This is a genomic window from Bacillus sp. FSL H8-0534 (genome assembly GCF_038005885.1).
Taxonomy (GTDB): domain Bacteria; phylum Bacillota; class Bacilli; order Bacillales; family Bacillaceae_G; genus Bacillus_A; species Bacillus_A pseudomycoides.
In genome coordinates this window covers 3,529,399-3,546,113 of record NZ_JBBOUC010000001.1, presented here as the reverse complement: position 1 = coordinate 3,546,113, position 16,715 = coordinate 3,529,399, and the positions used below count along the sequence as shown (strand labels likewise).

Here is a 16,715-nt window from a genome sequence, read left to right as displayed (position 1 = left end):
TTCATTACTTTTTAACCATAACCTTGCCACAAATAAAAAGAAGCATAAACTTGCCGTTCCGGCAAACTTATGCTTCTTGTTACAAACAAAATAAAAAAACCACCAAATATGTATTGGTGGAGACGGTGGGAGTCGAACCCACGTCCAAAGATATTGGCACTTAAGCTTCTACGAGTGTAGTCGATATATTGGCATTTCGCGAACTCTTCGGCCTATCGACAGGCTTCTAAGTTGCTAGTCTGATTGTTCTCTTCCTTCGTCCTCAGACGGCGAACTCCGGCGTAGTCCACTTAGTTTGAGTCCCTTACCCTACCACATGGACGATGGAGGGAGGAACCGCTAAGCTGTATTAAGCAGCTAAAGCGAAGTTGTTTTGTTGTTTGCCAGTTATTGGCTTTGACGTTTTAACGAGGCCGATCCCCTCGACTCGCAACTTAAGCTCAAACTACCCCTGTCGAATCCGTAACGTCCCCATATAAGAATGGAGCATACGAAGTATATTCGTGATAGCTACTTAATGAGCTGTTTTTCAATGTTCAACTGGCCTTACAAAAATTATTATATCATACGTTCAACATTTTACAAATGTAAATTTTTGTATTACATCTTTTGACGATCACGGAATGCACGTGCGATTTCGCGTTTCGCTTCCTTCTCTTTTAAATCATGACGCTTATCATATTGTTTCTTCCCTCGTGCTACACCAAGTGCCATTTTCGCAAATCCATTTTTTAAATAGATTTTAACTGGAACAAGCGTATAACCTGTTTCTTTTGAATAGCCAATTAGCTTGTCGATTTCTTTCTTATGAAGAAGTAATTTTCTTGTACGAAGCGGCTCGTGATTGAAACGATTCCCTTGCTCATATGGACTAATATGCATATTATACACCCAAACTTCACCATTATGTATACGTGCGAAAGCATCTTTTAAGTTTACGCGTCCGGCGCGAATAGACTTAATTTCCGTTCCTTGAAGGACAAGCCCTGCTTCGTATGTTTCGTCGATGAAATAATCATGAAATACTTTTTTATTTTGTGCAATAACCTTACCACTACCTTTTGGCATTTTATGTCCCTCCTCTATTTGTACCATTTTAACAAAAATTACGAAAAAGTGGAAGTGCTCGCTCAGAATGTTCGGCTCTGATCGGCTAAGGTTCTTTCGCATAGAGGATGCTTTTTATCTTCTTTTGCAGAAGGTTCTTAAACACGAAGAGCTTGCCGCCTTAACTAGATACCACCAGAAAAGAAGTGGCTTCGCTCAGTATATAAGCAAAGCCCTCCTTCTTACTTACGCTTTTTCTTTTTCTTCTTAAATCCTGGGACATTTTCAAAGAATGGCTTTTTCTTTTTACCGTTACCATCTTTTTTCCCTGGACGACCAGAGGATTCTTTCCCTTGACCACCACGTTCGTATTTTCTTCCACTACCACGTTCATTGTCACGTGCACCGCCGCGCTCATTATTACGTTCGCCGCGACCACTGCGTCTCTTTCTACCACCTTTTGGCTGTTCAATCACAACTGGACGATCTTTGAGTTTACGTCTTGGGCTACCTTTCATACCAACGATTTCAAAATCAATTGCGCGTTCATCTTTGTTTACATTAATAACGCGAATTGTAATTTCATCACCGATGCGGAAGACGTTACCTGTACGTTCACCAATCATCGCAAAGTGCTGTTCGTCATAACGATAGTAATCATCCGTTAAATAGCTAACGTGAACAAGACCTTCAATTGTATTCGGAAGCTCTACGAATAAACCGAAGTTTGTTACAGAACTAATCATACCGTCGTACTCTTCACCGATCTTATCAAGCATATATTCTGCTTTTTTCAGTTCGTCTGTTTCGCGTTCTGCCTCAACAGCGCGGCGTTCCATGTTAGAAGAATGCTCTGCAATCTCTGGTAACTTTTCACGCCATTTTGCTTGTGTTTCGTTATCAATTTTACCGTTAATAATATATTCACGAATTAATCGGTGAACAATCGTATCTGGATAACGACGAATTGGTGATGTGAAATGTGTATAGAATTCTGTTGATAAACCGAAGTGACCTAAGCTATCTGCATCGTAACGAGCTTGTTTCATCGAACGAAGCATAACTGTTGAAATCACGACTTCCTCAGGCTGCCCTTGTACCATTTCAAGAATTTGTTGCAGCGCGCGAGGATGTATTTCATTCGCACGTCCTTTTACCGCATAGCCAAAGTTTGTTACAAATTCGAAGAAACGCTCTAATTTATCTTCTTTCGGATCTTCATGGACACGGTACATAAACGGTACGTTCATCCAATGGAAATGCTCTGCTACCGTTTCATTGGCAACAAGCATGAACTCTTCAATTAGCTTTTCTGATACCGAACGATCACGCATTACAACATCTGTCGGTTTACCTTCTTCATCTACTAGTACTTTTGCTTCTTTAAAGTCAAAGTCAATCGCACCACGTCTCATACGTTTTTCACGTAAGATTTGCGCTAACTGACCCATCTCTTTAAACATCGGTACTAATGGCTCATAACGTTTAATTAACTCTTCGTCTTCATCTTCTAAAATACTTCTTACATCAGCGTATGTCATACGCTCTGTCGTTTTAATGACACTTTGGAAAATCTCATGGCTCACAACATCACCAAGATTGTTAATTTCCATTTCACAAGATAGTGTAAGGCGATCCACTTTCGGATTCAAGGAACAGATTCCGTTTGATAAACGATGTGGAATCATCGGAATTACACGGTCAACAAGATACACACTCGTTGCTCTCTCTGCTGCTTCAACATCAATTGGAGATCCTTCATGAACATAATGACTTACATCCGCAATATGAACACCAAGTTTATAATTACCATTCTCAAGCCTTGTTACTGTTACCGCATCATCTAAGTCTTTTGCATCTGCACCATCAATTGTCACAATCATTTGATCACGAAGATCTCGGCGGTCTTTTAAATCTTCTTCTGAAATCGTTTCTGGTACACTGTTCGCGTGTTCCATTACATCTTCCGGGAATGCTAATGGCAAATGATGTTTATGAATAACAGATAAGATATCTACCCCTGGGTCATTTTTATGACCTAGAATTTGAATAACTTCCCCCTCCGCACTTAAACGATCTTGCGGATAGCTTGTAATTTTCACAACAACTTTATGCCCTTCTACCGCACCCATAGATGCACTTTTCGGAATAAAAATGTCACTTGTCCAACGTTTATTATCAGGAAGTACAAATCCAAAATTTTTTGATTCTGTATATGTACCAACTAGTTCCTTCGTACCACGTTCTACAATACGAATGATCGTACCTTCTTGGCGTGATCCGCTAGATTGTGAATTAATACGAGCTAACACTGTATCGCCATGAAGTGCACCATTTAATTCTGTGGGCGGGATAAAAATATCATCGTCGCCTGTCTTCTTCTCTTCCGGCACGACAAATGCAAAACCACGTGCATGTCCAATTAACTTACCGCGCACTAAATTCATCTTTTCTGGAAGGCCATAGCGATTGCTACGTGTACGAACAACAAGTCCTTTCTCTTCCATCATAACAAGTGCCTTTACAAAATCTTTAAAGCCAGCGGAATCTACAATTCCAAAAGCAGCTTCTAATTCTTGTATCGTTAGCGGCTTATACGCTTCTTCTTTCATAAATAACAATAATTTATCAATATGTTCTTGAATAATGTCTTCCAAGCACAAATACCTCCTTTAAATCCTCATATTATTTAGTGTATCCGAAACATTGACTCTATATAAAGTGAAACTTCTATAAACACTCGTTTTTCACCATTTATTCTGCTGCGTAATCCTCATCTCAAAAGTTTATTTCTATATAAACCCATTTTGATTTACAGGAACCTACGTTGCGTCTATAAAAGAAGACCTCCACTCATTCTCTCCTTCTGTTCTCACACAGCATGGGGCGAAAAAAGGAACTGACCACTTCTATCCATCGATGGACCCTCTCTTCCACCCTAAAAAGAATGGTTTTAATACCTCATGAAAAAAAGAGGCAACTAGATCTTACCAATCTAGTTGCTCCAAGAAGTTATATACATCCTCGTGTAGCTCATCACGTTGTTTATCAAGCGTAATAACATGCGTAGAATCTTCATACCACTTAATTTCTTTTAACGTGGACTCTACACCATTATAGATAATGTTTGCACTGTCTGTATTAATCATTTCATCATGGCGTGCTTGTACAACAAATGTTGGAGCATAAATCATATCAACATTATTGCGTACGTCACGAATTAAATCTTGTAATGCTTTTAATGTATTCATTGGTGTCTTTTTAAATTCCATCATTTCTTCTGCAATTTGCTCTGGTGATTTCTGCTCACGTTTTTTATATTCACGTGCGTATGCCAATATACCTTGGTACATAATTTCTTCGCTCTTAATGTACATTGGCGCACACATTGGTACAACACCTAAAATCGGTAATGTATAAGCAAGTTTTAACGAGAATACACCGCCCAGTGATAGTCCAACAGCCGCAATCTTCTCATATCCTTGATCCTTCAAATGTTGATATGCAGCCATAGCATCTTTCCACCAGTCTTCAGGACCTGTACGAACAAGTTGTTCTGGCGGTACACCATGACCTTTATAAATTGGGGCGTGGCAAGTATAGCCTTTTTTCTCTAAAAAACGCCCGAGCATACGTACATCAGCTGAATTTCCCGTGAATCCATGTAGTAATAAAACAGCACGGTCTCCACCTTCAAATGTAAATGGTTTCGGAGATGCTAATTTCATCATCTTCTTCTCCTCTTTCTCTTCTATAATCTAGTCTTATTGTTTCTATCCCTAGTTTACCATAGTTCCATTTCCATAATCTAATTAGAAACTTTTTGCGAATAATGAAATACAAATGAGACAAAAAAAGAAGAACCATTAGCGCGAATCCGCTAACGCTTCTTCTTTTTTCATATCTGTCAAAAAGCAAGACCTTTACTTATATGCTTAAGTACGTAACTCCAATTGTTAGTGCAAAGAATAGTACAGCTAAAACAACTGTAATACGGTTTAATACGGCTTCAATTCCGCGTGCTTTTTGCTTACCAAATAATTGCTCTGCACCGCCTGAAATAGCACCTGAAAGGCCTGAACTATTACTAGACTGCATAAGTACCATAACAATCATTAAAATCGATACAATAATAAGTAAAACTGATAATAACGTATGCACCTGGCGTACCTCCTACAAAGATTCAGTTAATTTAACTGTAGCACAAATCCAACAGAAAAGCGAGAGCTGTTCCTATTGCTCTCGCTTTCATCTATTACATAAACATGGTTGCAAATAGCGGTCCAAGCAGACAAGTTAAAATAGCCGTCAATGTCATTGTTACCGATCCAATAACACCTTCATGTTCATTGTTTTTCATCGCTCTCATCACACCCATAATATGTGATGCACATCCAAAACCAATCCCTTTACCAACAGAGTTTGTAACGCGGCTCCATTTCAATAAAAGCGGACCTGTAATTGTTCCTGTAATCCCTGCAACAACAACGAATGCTGCTGTTAAAGATGGAACGCCGCCAACCTGCTCAGATACACTCATTGCAACTGGCATTGTTACGGATTTTGGTAAAGAAGATAAAATTAAGCTTTTATCTGTTCCCATAAGCGTTGCAATCACTAAGTCACTTGCAATCGCAACTGTTGTTCCGACTAATACACCACCCGCAATCGGTACAATATATTTTTGCAACACATGACGCTGTTTATATAATGGAATAGCAAATGCTACCACCCCTGGACCAAGCAGTTTTGAAATCCAGCCACCACCACTCTGCATGTATTGTTGATATGGTATATCCAGCACAAGTAATAAGACAATCATTAATGCTGTTGCTACAAGCATTGGAATGGTAAATGGTGTTGGCAATACTTTATAAATCTTTTTAGATAATTGATATAATAACAATGTAAGAATAACCCAACCAATTCCGATTAATATTTGGCTCATCGCGATTCTTTTTCCTTTCTATTCGCAAGATATTGTCCTGTATGTCCTGCGACAATAATAATTAAAAATGTACTCGCTACAATTGTAATGAAAAGAGAAATTCCTTTACTCATAAAAAAAGCACCGTAATTCATTAAGCCAATCGTTGGCGGAATCAATAAAAACGGCATAATAGCAACAAGTGTTTCTGCTCCTAAATCAAACCATTTCACAGGAAGAACCTTCATGCTAAGTAAAATAAGCAACAAAAATAAGCCAATCAAACTACCTGGAATTGGAATATTCAACATTTCTTGCACCCATGTTCCAATCATGTAAAACACGTAAAGAGCTACAACTTGGACAATAATCTTAGTAAACTTCATGTTCATCATCCCTCATGTTTATACGATCTTCTGTTTTCTATTCTTATCATAGTATAAATTGTAAAAAGCTGCAATTTATCAACTTGACAACAAAAATGACATATGTTATACGCTTACACCCTTGGTATGACTGGGTTTCCGAGCGAAATTTACGTCAAAAACATTGACCTAAAATGAAAAGTTTATATTTTCTGATTTTTAGGATTTACTATTTTAAAAAAGAAATATCCTCATATAGATTTCTTTAAATATATGAATCAAGTTCACAATATCCCTAAAAATTTGTCCTAAAAAACATAAAAAGAACACTAATACGTTACCTAGTGTCCTTTTTATATAATGCCTGATATACTACATCACAAAATTCTTTACTCCCATGTACTATGAAATTTATCTTCGTTGCAAATTCAATTGTTAGCATCCAATCTTTATTTCTTCCAATAAGCCCCGTATAACTTGTGCCACCTTCAACTGCTCTGTTTTCTGTTAATAGGTAATACAATGGGAATAGCGCATAGTTCTTTTCTGCTCTCTTTAAGCTATATGATCCAATACTCTCTACTACCCTTGCAATATTATCATGAACATTAACGTTAAAATAGTAACACCCTTCATTTAGTCCTGTTTTTCTACACCCTTCTAATATAGCTGCGTTTAGCTCTTCTGGAGAAAAAGTGGCGGGTTCGGAATTATGAACAATTGAACATACTATTGTATGATGTTTGGCTAAATTGACTGAATATAAAATGGTGTTTACATCAAAGTAGCAGTCTTCCAGAAAATCAATTGGAAAGATGTATTTTTCTAACCATTCTGTAATTTCATTAGATTCCTCATTATCTATCGCTGTAGTCAGTTTAACCATTCTCATTACCCCATTTCCTCTCTTGATTAAACATTTTCTATTTATATCACAGGTTCATTATATTAAATTGTTTTATTGATGTTAACTCACATGCATTACAAACATATAAAAAAACCTCCTATCATAAATAGGAGGTTTTTTATCACTTAATTTAAACAATTAAAAACTACATTTAAATTATTTTTTTAAGTTATAGAAAGATTTTAAACCATCGTAAACAGCGATTTCACCTAGTTCGTCTTCGATGCGTAATAATTGGTTGTACTTAGCAATACGGTCAGTACGGCTCATAGAACCAGTTTTGATTTGGCCAGCATTCGTTGCAACTGCGATGTCAGCGATTGTAGCATCTTCAGTTTCACCAGAACGGTGAGATACAACTGCTGTGTAACCAGCACGTTTAGCCATTTCGATTGCTTCGAAAGTCTCAGTTAAAGTACCGATTTGGTTAACTTTAATTAAGATTGAGTTAGAGATACCTTTTTCGATACCTTCAGCAAGTTTTTGAGTGTTCGTTACGAATAAATCGTCACCAACTAATTGAACTTTTTTGCCAAGACGGTCAGTTAATAATTTGTGGCCATCCCAGTCGTTTTCGTCTAAACCATCTTCGATAGAGATGATTGGGAAGTCGTTGCAAAGACCTTCGTAGAAATCAACCATTTCTGCAGAAGTCATGCTGCGGCCTTCGCCTGTAAGATCGTATTTACCAGTTTCTTTGTTGTAGAACTCAGAAGAAGCAACGTCCATTCCTAAGAATACGTTTTCGCCAGCTTTGTAACCAGCTTTTTCGATAGCTTCGATGATTACTTCTAATGCTTCACGGTTAGAACCAAGGTTTGGAGCGAATCCACCTTCGTCACCTACTGCAGTGTTAAGACCTTTGTCATGTAATACAGCTTTTAATGCATGGAATACTTCAGCACCCATACGGATTGATTCTTTGAATGTTGGAGCACCAACTGGTAAGATCATGAACTCTTGGAAGTCAACGTTGTTATCAGCGTGAGAACCACCGTTGATGATGTTCATCATTGGAGTTGGTAATTGTTTTGCATTGAATCCACCAAGGTAACGGTATAATGGAAGACCTACAAAGTCAGCTGCTGCGTGAGCTACTGCCATAGATACACCAAGGATAGCGTTAGCGCCTAATTTACCTTTGTTTGGAGTGCCATCTAATTCGATCATAGCGTTGTCGATACCAGCTTGATCAGTTACGTCGAAACCAACGATTTCTGGAGCGATAATTTCGTTAACGTTGTTTACTGCGTTAACAACACCTTTACCAAGGTAACGAGATTTGTCACCGTCACGTAATTCTACTGCTTCGTGCTCACCAGTAGATGCACCACTTGGTACGATAGCGCGTCCGAATGCGCCACTTTCTGTGTAAACTTCTACTTCTACAGTTGGGTTACCACGAGAGTCTAGGACTTCGCGAGCATAAACATCAATAATTGTTGACATAATATTTTCTCTCCTTTTATATGTGCAATTTAATTATTTAATAATTGTTTTACCTGTCATTTCTTTCGGTTGTTCAACATTTAGAAGTGTAAGCATTGTTGGAGCGATATCTCCTAAGATGCCATCTTCACGTAATTCAACATCATTTTTCGTAACGATGAAAGGAACCGGGTTCGTTGTATGAGCTGTCATTGGCCCACCGTCAGGAGTTAACTCTTGATCAGCATTACCATGGTCAGCAGTAATAAGTGCTACACCATCTTTTGCAAGAATCGCTTCTACAACTTTTCCTAAACATTCGTCAGTTGCTTCTACTGCTTTAATTGTTGGTTCCATCATCCCAGAATGGCCAACCATATCACAGTTTGCAAAGTTAAGAATGATAACATCATGTTTATCATTTTCGATTTCATTTACTAAAGCGTCGGTTACTTCGTAAATGCTCATTTCAGGTTTCAAGTCATAAGTTGCAACCTTAGGTGAGTTAATTAAGATACGCTCTTCTCCTGGGAATTCAGCCTCACGACCACCGCTAAAGAAGAATGTAACGTGCGGATACTTTTCAGTTTCCGCGATGCGAAGTTGTTTTAATCCCGCTTGCGCAACAACTTCACCTAATGTGTTATCAAGGTTCATTGGCTTGAATGCCACGTAACCATCTACTGTTTCACTAAAGTGTGTCATACAAACGAATTCTGGAATGTGAGGTACTTTTTCACCACGATCGAACTCACGGAAGTCTTCATTTGTAAATACACGTGCAATTTGAATTGCGCGGTCTGGACGGAAGTTATAGAAGATAACTGCATCATCATCATTGATTGTTGCAACTGGCGTTTCATCTTCATTAACAATTACAGATGGCAATACGAATTCATCATAGATACCATTTGCATAAGAGTCCTCTACGCATTCATGTGCTGATTTATAAGTAGGTCCTTCGCCATTCACCATAGCACGGTAACATTTTTCAACGCGATCCCAACGCTTGTCACGGTCCATGGAGTAATAACGACCAGAGATTGTTGCGAATTGACCTACTCCTGTTTCTTTAATTACTTCATTTGTTGCATCGATATAACCTTTTGCTGTTTGTGGTCCAACATCGCGGCCATCTAAGAATGCATGGATGTATACTTTCTCCACGCCTTCTTTTGCTGCTAAGCGAAGAAGAGCAAACATATGGTTCATGTGACTGTGCACACCACCATCAGAAAGTAAACCGAATAAATGAAGAGCTGTACCTTTTTCTTTTACGCTTTTAATTGCATTTTGGAATGTTTCGTTCTTATCGAACTCACCTTCACGAATTGCAACGTTCACACGTGTTAAGCTTTGATATACTACGCGGCCAGCACCGATATTTAAGTGACCAACCTCAGAGTTACCCATTTGACCTTCTGGAAGACCCACTGCCTCGCCACATGCTGTAAGCGTTGTGTGAGGGAACTTGTTCCAGTAACCATCAAAATTAGGTTTCTTAGCTTGTGCTACAGCATTCCCGTAAGTTTCTTCACGTAGTCCGAAACCGTCAAGAATGATTAAAGCTGTTGGCTTTCTCATTTTACCGCCCCCAGAAGACCTAAGAAGGAAGCAGGCTCTAAGCTAGCACCGCCAACTAAAGCGCCGTCGATGTCAGATTGTGCCATGTATTCTTTAATGTTTTCTGGTTTTACGCTACCGCCGTATTGAATACGAACAGCTTCTGCAGCTGCTGGAGAAACAGCTTCTGCAACAACTTTACGGATGTGCGCACATACTTCGTTTGCATCTGCAGAAGAAGAAGATTTGCCTGTACCGATCGCCCAAATTGGCTCATATGCGATAACAGTAGCTTTCACTTGCTCTTCTGTTAAACCTGCAAGTGCTTTTGTCACTTGACCTGCTACTAGATCAAATGTTTTTCCGCTTTCGCGCTCTTCTAAAGTTTCACCACAGCAAACGATTGGTGTTAAACCATGTTCAAATGCTGCAAGAGTCTTTTTGTTTACTGTTTCGTCTGTTTCAGCAAACATTTCACGACGCTCAGAGTGGCCAAGTACTACGTAGCTCACTTTTAAGTCGCTAAGTGCTACTGGGCTAATTTCGCCAGTGAATGCACCATTTTTTTCGAAGTGCATGTTTTGTGCACCTACTTTTAAGTCCGTTCCTTCAGTTGCCGCTACTAAGCGCTCTAAGAAAAGAGCTGGAGAGCAAACTACTGCATCAACAGCTGAAGCTGCTGGGATTTGACCTTTTACTTCCTCTACGAAGCTAACTGCTTCAGATAAAGTTTTATTCATTTTCCAGTTACCTGCGATAATTGGTTTACGCATGCTTTGCACCGTCCTTTTTCTTTGGCTGCTACTTATTTGTCGTTAAGACAAACTACACCTGGAAGTTCTTTACCTTCCATAAATTCTAATGACGCACCGCCGCCAGTAGAAATGTGGCTCATTTTGTCAGCCATACCGAATTTTTCAACAGCTGCTGCAGAGTCACCACCGCCGATAACAGAGTATGTACCTTCTGCATCTGCTAATGCTTGTCCTACTGCTTTTGTACCTTCTGCAAATGGAGTCATTTCAAATACACCCATTGGTCCGTTCCATACAACAAGCTTAGAGTTTTTAATTACATCAGCATAAATTTCACTTGTTTTCGGTCCGATATCCACGCCTTCCCAAGTTTCAGGAATTGCATCGATACCTACAACTTTTGTTGTTGCAGTTTCAGAGAACTCTTCTGTAATTACAACATCAACTGGCATATAGAAGTTTACGCCCTTTTCTTTTGCAAGTTCCATAAACTCTTTTGCTAAGTCAATTTTGTCATTTTCACATAGAGATTGTCCGATTTCATGTCCTAATGCTTTTACGAATGTGTAAGCAAGGCCACCACCGATAATTAGGTTATCTACTTTGTCTAATAGATGACGAATTACACCGATTTTATCTTTTACTTTCGCACCACCGATGATTGCTGTAAATGGGCGTTCTGGGTTAGAAAGTGCTTTACCTAATACTTCTAACTCTTTTTCCATTAGGAAACCAGATACTGCTGGTAGGTAGTCTGCAATACCTGCAGTAGAAGCATGAGCACGGTGAGCTGCACCGAATGCATCGTTAACGAAAAGATCAGCAAGAGCTGCAAATTCTTTCGCAAGTTCTGCATCGTTCTTTTCTTCGCCCGCATAGAAACGTACGTTTTCAAGAACTAATACGTCGCCTTCGTTCATTGCTGCAACCATTTCTTGTACAGCTGGTCCGAATGCTTCGTCCGCTTTTTTCACATCTTTACCAAGAAGCTCACCTAAACGTGCAGCTACTGGAGTAAGACGCATTTCTTCTACTACTTGGCCTTTTGGACGACCTAAGTGACTTGCTAAAATAACTTTCGCACCTTGCTCTACTAAATATTGAATTGTAGGAAGAGCTGCACGAATACGAGTCTCGTCTGTAACTTTGCCATCTTTCATAGGTACGTTGAAGTCAACGCGGCAAAATACTCGTTTACCTTTTAAATCTACGTCACGAATTGATTTTTTGTTCATTGGATTTCCCTCCGACTAGTTAGGATTGACAAAACCCATTCAAAAGCTTATCACATTTGCTTCTAAAACGAAAGAAGAGAGAGAGGGAACAAACCCTCTCCCTCGTTTTGTCATTGATAACTTATAAACTTAAGAATTAAAGACCTTTAGAAGTCATGTATGCAGCTAAGTCTACTACACGGTTAGAGTAACCAGTTTCGTTATCGTACCAAGAAAGTACTTTAACCATGTTACCTTCCATTACCATTGTAGATAATGCATCGATTGTAGAAGAGTTTGTGCATCCGTTATAGTCGATAGATACTAATGGCTCTTCGCTGTATCCAAGGATACCTTTTAATTCGCCTTCAGCAGCTGCTTTGAATGCTGCATTGATTTCTTCCACTGTTACTTCTTTGTCAAGTTCAACAACTAAGTCAACAAGAGAAACGTTAGCAGTTGGAACACGTACTGCGCCACCGTTTAATTTACCTTTAAGTTCTGGTAATACTAATGCTACAGCTTTAGCTGCACCAGTAGATGTTGGGATCATGTTTTCAGCTGCTGCACGAGCACGACGTAAATCTTTGTGTGGTAAGTCTAAGATTTGTTGGTCGTTAGTGTAAGAGTGAATTGTTGTCATCATTCCGCGTTTTACGCCGAATTTTTCGTTTAATACTTTAGCGAATGGAGCTAAGCAGTTTGTAGTACAAGAAGCGTTAGATACTACGTTGTGGCTAGCTGCATCGTATTGTTCGTGGTTAACACCCATAACAACAGTGATATCTTCGTCAGAAGCTGGTGCAGAGATGATAACTTTTTTAACTGATCCACCTAAGTGTTTTTCAGCGTCTGCTTTCTTAGTGAAACGTCCAGTAGATTCTACTACGATTTCTACTCCGTAGTCGCTCCATGGTAATTGAGCTGGGTCACGCTCAGCGATAACTTTAATTTCTTTACCATTAACAACGATGCTGCTTTCGTTAGCAGATACTTCTGCATTTAAAGTTCCGTGAACTGTGTCATATTTTAAAAGGTGAGCTAAAGTTTTAGCGTCTGTTAAGTCGTTGATTGCTACTACTTCTACCTCTGGGTTGTTAAGAGCTGCGCGGAATACGTTACGTCCGATACGTCCAAATCCATTAATACCAATTTTAGTCATTTAAATTTCCTCCTTGGGGGATTATATTAAAGGGTAATACCCTTTGTTAATTGTTTCGCTGCACCTTCATCTGTAATTAGAATCGAAGTGTGCCCTTGTTTAATTACAGCCTGTATTGCTTTTGCTTTTGAAGATCCTCCAGCGACTGCAACAACGTGAGATACATGATGTAAATCTTTTAGCTGCATACCTACTGTTTGTACTTTATGAACGACATTACCTTGTTCATTGAAGTAATAACCGAAAGCTTCGCCGACTGCTTCACTTGCTTTAATTTTCATCCAATCTGCTTCTGAAGTATTTCTGCGCCGTGCCATTGTTAACGCATCACCAATTCCATGAATGACGATATTGGAAGATCGAATCAACTCAAGAACTTCTTTCACAGAAGGCTCTGTCACAATAGACGCATATGCTTCGCTACTTACATGGTCTGGAACATACAATAAGCGATAATTACTCATCGTATTTTGTGCCATCTTCGCACAAATGGTATTGGCCTCTAATTCGACACCTTCTCCAATTCCACCACGCGCTGGGACAAATAGCATATGTAAATCTTTGCAATCTAGTTGCATCATGTCCGCAGCAGCAGCTAGCGTTGTTCCTCCAGCCACAGCAACGATATTATTCGCTGTCAGATGGTCTTTTATACAAGTCACACAAGCACGGCCCATCTCCAGTTTGACCCAGGGTGATTCATCACTATCACCAGGGACAACGAAAACTTCATCCAAGTCTAATGTTTCCTTAAGTTGTTTTTCTAAAACCTTTAACCCGGAAATTTCTTTCATAAAGTCTTCCAAAGCAAGAACCACAGTTGTTCCTTCTTCTGTTAAAGTCATTCCAGAAGAGGCGACGTGAACTAAGTTTTGTTCTTTCAAAACTTGTACTTCACTTCGCAATACTCGTTCTGTCATACCAAGACTTGCAGATAAATTTCTTCTGCCAATCGGCTGCATGAGACGAATGTGCTGAAGAATTTGCATTCTCGTTTGCATAACAGGTAGCAGATCAGGTAATAATTTTTTTGTATTTTGAATCCATGAGCGCATATCTTTTCTCCTCACTGCATCGGTTCATTTTCCCTCGTGGTCACTTCGTGTCCCGTAGTGACATTTTATGTCCCACTAGGTTTAAAAAAATAATCCCTGCTACGTTTATTATTGTAACAGGAGATAGAAACTTATTCAACTCTTAACTGCATTCTTTATATAGTTTATTATGACATCTTTGTGAATGACACCGCATTCCGCCTGTTTTCCGTCAATTTCCACAACAGGAATCATAATTTGATACTTTTCTAAAAGCTCATCATCTTCATATATATCTATTTCCTCGATTTCAAAAGAATATTCATGTTGCACTTCTTTCAACAGCTGTTTTGCCTTCTCACAAAGGCCACAATCCGTTTTCGTATATAAAACAACCTTCATCTTCTTCACCTATCCAATTGTTTTTCGAAGAGAAGAAGCAGGAATATTCATTTGTTCTCGATATTTCGCAACCGTTCTTCTTGAAATAACGATTTCATGCTCTTCTTCTAACAATTTTGAAATTTTTTGATCTGAAAGTGGTTTTTTCTTGTTTTCTTTTTCTACAAGCGCTTGCATCAATTGTTTAACACGCTTTGTAGAAACAGCCTCATCTTCTGTTGTAACCACTGCGTTACTAAAAAATGACTTCATTTCAAACAATCCGTGCGGCGTTTGTACATATTTATTACGGGTAGCACGGCTAATTGTAGATTCATGTACACTTAGTTCTTCAGCTACTTCTTTTAAGGAGAGTGGTTTTAAGTACTCTGGCCCCTGCCAAAAGAAATCACGTTGTTTCTTCATAATGATTTCCATCACTTGCAAAAGCGTTTGTTTCCGTTGCTTTAAACTGCGCATAATCCACTGCACATGCTGATACTTCTCAGATACATAAGAAGCAACCTCACTTTCACTATTATGAAGAAGTGCACTATACTCTGAATGAATTTCAATCCTTGGCATGTTACGTTCATTCATTTGTAAAACGAGACGATCGCCGTCTTTTTTAACAGCCATATCAGGAACAATATAAAGCGGTTTTTCAGAGCTAAACGCAAGCCCTGGTTTTGGCTGAAGCGATGTAATACAATCAACAGCTGATTGTAATTCTTCATTATTACATTTCATAACATGGATAAGTTTCCGCCAATCTTTCTTAACAAAATACACGAAATGTTCATCCACAATCATTTCTGCCAGCTCATCTCGTTTTTGTAAGCGCTTCAATTGAAGTGATAGACACTCCTGAATATTACGCGCTCCCACCCCTGCTGGCTCTAATGACTGGACAAGCTCCATAGAACAGTCCACTACATCAATATGTGCTGCAAGTAGTTCTGCTAATTCTTCATTGGTTTCTTGTAAATAACCATTCTCATCCATGTTCATAATGATGAAAGAAGCTGCTTTTCGCTGCTCTTCATCTATTTTATAATACTGTATTTGATCTAATAAGTGTTGCTGAATCGTTGTCGAATCCACACTGTAAATTTCCATTTGATTATTAACTTGTTTGCCTGTACTTTTACTTGAGCTCTTTTTCTTCTCCCTCTCAAAGCCGCCTAACTCAATAAGGGGATTCTCTAACGATTGCTCATACAAAAACTCCGATAATTCCTGCACATTATATTGGAGCATTGTAATCGCTTGTCTTAACTCTTGTGTCATGGCCAAACGTAAGCTTTGTTCTTGTAAAAGACTTGCCTTCAATCTAATCTCCCCCTTGTTTCTATTGTACAATAAGTTTCCTAAAAGGAGAATCCTGCGCAGATACCCATTCCAAATATTATTAATTTATATGTATTAATGAAATTTACATCTTACAACTGAAAAATGGATAATATTGAAAGAAAACAATAAAAAATATATATAAATACAAGTTGAAGAACTGACATAAAACCTTTATTTTTTGAGCGGAAGAGAGGATCCGCTCAAAAAAGAAGCGGTCAGTGCCTAGCCCCGTGCCAAGTGAAAACAAAGAGAGAGACCAAATGCAGGTCACCTTTTGTTCTTCATAACGGCGACTGATACGCTTGAAAATCAAAATGAATATATAACAATCATTTTTTATAACCACATACTAATAGTAAATCTTATGAACAGATATAACAAGAAGGAAATAAAAAAGTCCTAACCTACAAATGTAAGTTAAGACTTTTTGACGCGCCCAGAGGGATTCGAACCCCCGGCAGACGTGGTACCGGAAACCACCGCTCTATCCGACTGAGCTATGGGCGCATAAACGATATATTGGTAATTATATCTTCTTATGTCAATGTACGCAACTACTATCATATAAAAAAGCTCTCC

General features: G+C 38.8%; 15 protein-coding genes, 1 tRNA gene and 1 other RNA gene. All 17 read right to left on the bottom strand.

Translation table 11 applies throughout. The features are described 5' to 3' along the window. Positions 1–114: 114 nt before the first annotated feature. The 17 genes from ssrA to MHH71_RS17970 all read right to left on the bottom strand — a co-directional run bounded on the left by ssrA (position 115) and on the right by MHH71_RS17970 (position 16,643). Positions 115–473, bottom strand: a transfer-messenger RNA (tmRNA) gene (gene ssrA / locus MHH71_RS18050). Between the two features lie 127 nt (positions 474–600). Beyond that, on the bottom strand, positions 601–1,068 hold the full coding sequence (smpB, locus tag MHH71_RS18045) for an SsrA-binding protein SmpB (RefSeq protein WP_001123909.1): 468 nt from the start codon (positions 1,066–1,068) through the stop codon (positions 601–603). Positions 1,069–1,289: 221 nt separating this feature from the next. Beyond that, on the bottom strand, positions 1,290–3,704 hold the full coding sequence (rnr, locus tag MHH71_RS18040) for a ribonuclease R (RefSeq protein ID WP_006096530.1): 2,415 nt from the start codon (positions 3,702–3,704) through the stop codon (positions 1,290–1,292). A 330-nt stretch (positions 3,705–4,034) separates the two neighbouring features. After that, on the bottom strand, positions 4,035–4,775 hold the full coding sequence (locus MHH71_RS18035) for an alpha/beta hydrolase (RefSeq protein WP_018765082.1): 741 nt from the start codon (positions 4,773–4,775) through the stop codon (positions 4,035–4,037). Between the two features lie 199 nt (positions 4,776–4,974). Beyond that, the gene (gene secG, locus MHH71_RS18030) at positions 4,975–5,208 is read right to left on the bottom strand and encodes a preprotein translocase subunit SecG (RefSeq protein ID WP_003201945.1); all 234 of its coding nucleotides are present in this window, start codon (positions 5,206–5,208) and stop codon (positions 4,975–4,977) included. 94 nt (positions 5,209–5,302) lie between these two features. Further along, positions 5,303–5,995 (bottom strand): LrgB family protein, encoded by a 693-nt coding sequence (locus tag MHH71_RS18025; RefSeq protein WP_018765083.1) that lies wholly within the window; start codon positions 5,993–5,995, stop codon positions 5,303–5,305. Then, on the bottom strand, positions 5,992–6,360 hold the full coding sequence (locus MHH71_RS18020; RefSeq protein WP_018765084.1) for a CidA/LrgA family holin-like protein: 369 nt from the start codon (positions 6,358–6,360) through the stop codon (positions 5,992–5,994). Before MHH71_RS18020 ends, MHH71_RS18025 begins: the two co-directional genes overlap by 4 nt. A 316-nt stretch (positions 6,361–6,676) precedes the next feature. Then, positions 6,677–7,225: a hypothetical protein gene (locus MHH71_RS18015; RefSeq protein WP_240516921.1), complete on the bottom strand. Its 549-nt coding sequence runs from the start codon at positions 7,223–7,225 to the stop codon at positions 6,677–6,679. 177 nt (positions 7,226–7,402) lie between these two features. Beyond that, positions 7,403–8,695 carry a phosphopyruvate hydratase gene (gene eno, locus MHH71_RS18010; RefSeq protein WP_003201939.1) on the bottom strand — a complete coding sequence of 431 codons (1,293 nt, stop codon included), beginning with the start codon at positions 8,693–8,695 and terminating at the stop codon, positions 7,403–7,405. 33 nt (positions 8,696–8,728) lie between these two features. After that, complete coding sequence (gene gpmI, locus MHH71_RS18005; RefSeq protein WP_018783332.1) at positions 8,729–10,258, bottom strand: 2,3-bisphosphoglycerate-independent phosphoglycerate mutase; 1,530 nt, start codon at positions 10,256–10,258, stop codon at positions 8,729–8,731. After that, a complete protein-coding gene (gene tpiA, locus MHH71_RS18000; protein WP_003201936.1) occupies positions 10,255–11,010 on the bottom strand; it encodes a triose-phosphate isomerase in 756 nt (251 codons plus the stop codon). Before tpiA ends, gpmI begins: the two co-directional genes overlap by 4 nt. A 32-nt stretch (positions 11,011–11,042) precedes the next feature. Beyond that, positions 11,043–12,227, bottom strand: a complete 1,185-nt coding sequence (locus tag MHH71_RS17995; RefSeq protein WP_006096527.1) for a phosphoglycerate kinase — start codon at positions 12,225–12,227, stop codon at positions 11,043–11,045. A 136-nt stretch (positions 12,228–12,363) separates the two neighbouring features. Beyond that, the gene (gene gap / locus MHH71_RS17990) at positions 12,364–13,368 is read right to left on the bottom strand and encodes a type I glyceraldehyde-3-phosphate dehydrogenase (RefSeq protein ID WP_006096526.1); all 1,005 of its coding nucleotides are present in this window, start codon (positions 13,366–13,368) and stop codon (positions 12,364–12,366) included. Positions 13,369–13,394: 26 nt separating this feature from the next. Next, positions 13,395–14,423, bottom strand: coding sequence for a gapA transcriptional regulator CggR (cggR, locus tag MHH71_RS17985; protein WP_018783330.1), 1,029 nt, complete (start codon positions 14,421–14,423; stop codon positions 13,395–13,397). A 135-nt stretch (positions 14,424–14,558) separates the two neighbouring features. Continuing rightward, positions 14,559–14,804 carry a glutaredoxin family protein gene (locus MHH71_RS17980; protein WP_018765089.1) on the bottom strand — a complete coding sequence of 82 codons (246 nt, stop codon included), beginning with the start codon at positions 14,802–14,804 and terminating at the stop codon, positions 14,559–14,561. A 9-nt stretch (positions 14,805–14,813) separates the two neighbouring features. After that, positions 14,814–16,115 (bottom strand): RNA polymerase factor sigma-54, encoded by a 1,302-nt coding sequence (gene rpoN, locus MHH71_RS17975; RefSeq protein WP_033799229.1) that lies wholly within the window; start codon positions 16,113–16,115, stop codon positions 14,814–14,816. A 452-nt stretch (positions 16,116–16,567) separates the two neighbouring features. Then, a tRNA-Arg gene (locus MHH71_RS17970) sits at positions 16,568–16,643 on the bottom strand. Positions 16,644–16,715: the final 72 nt, after the last annotated feature.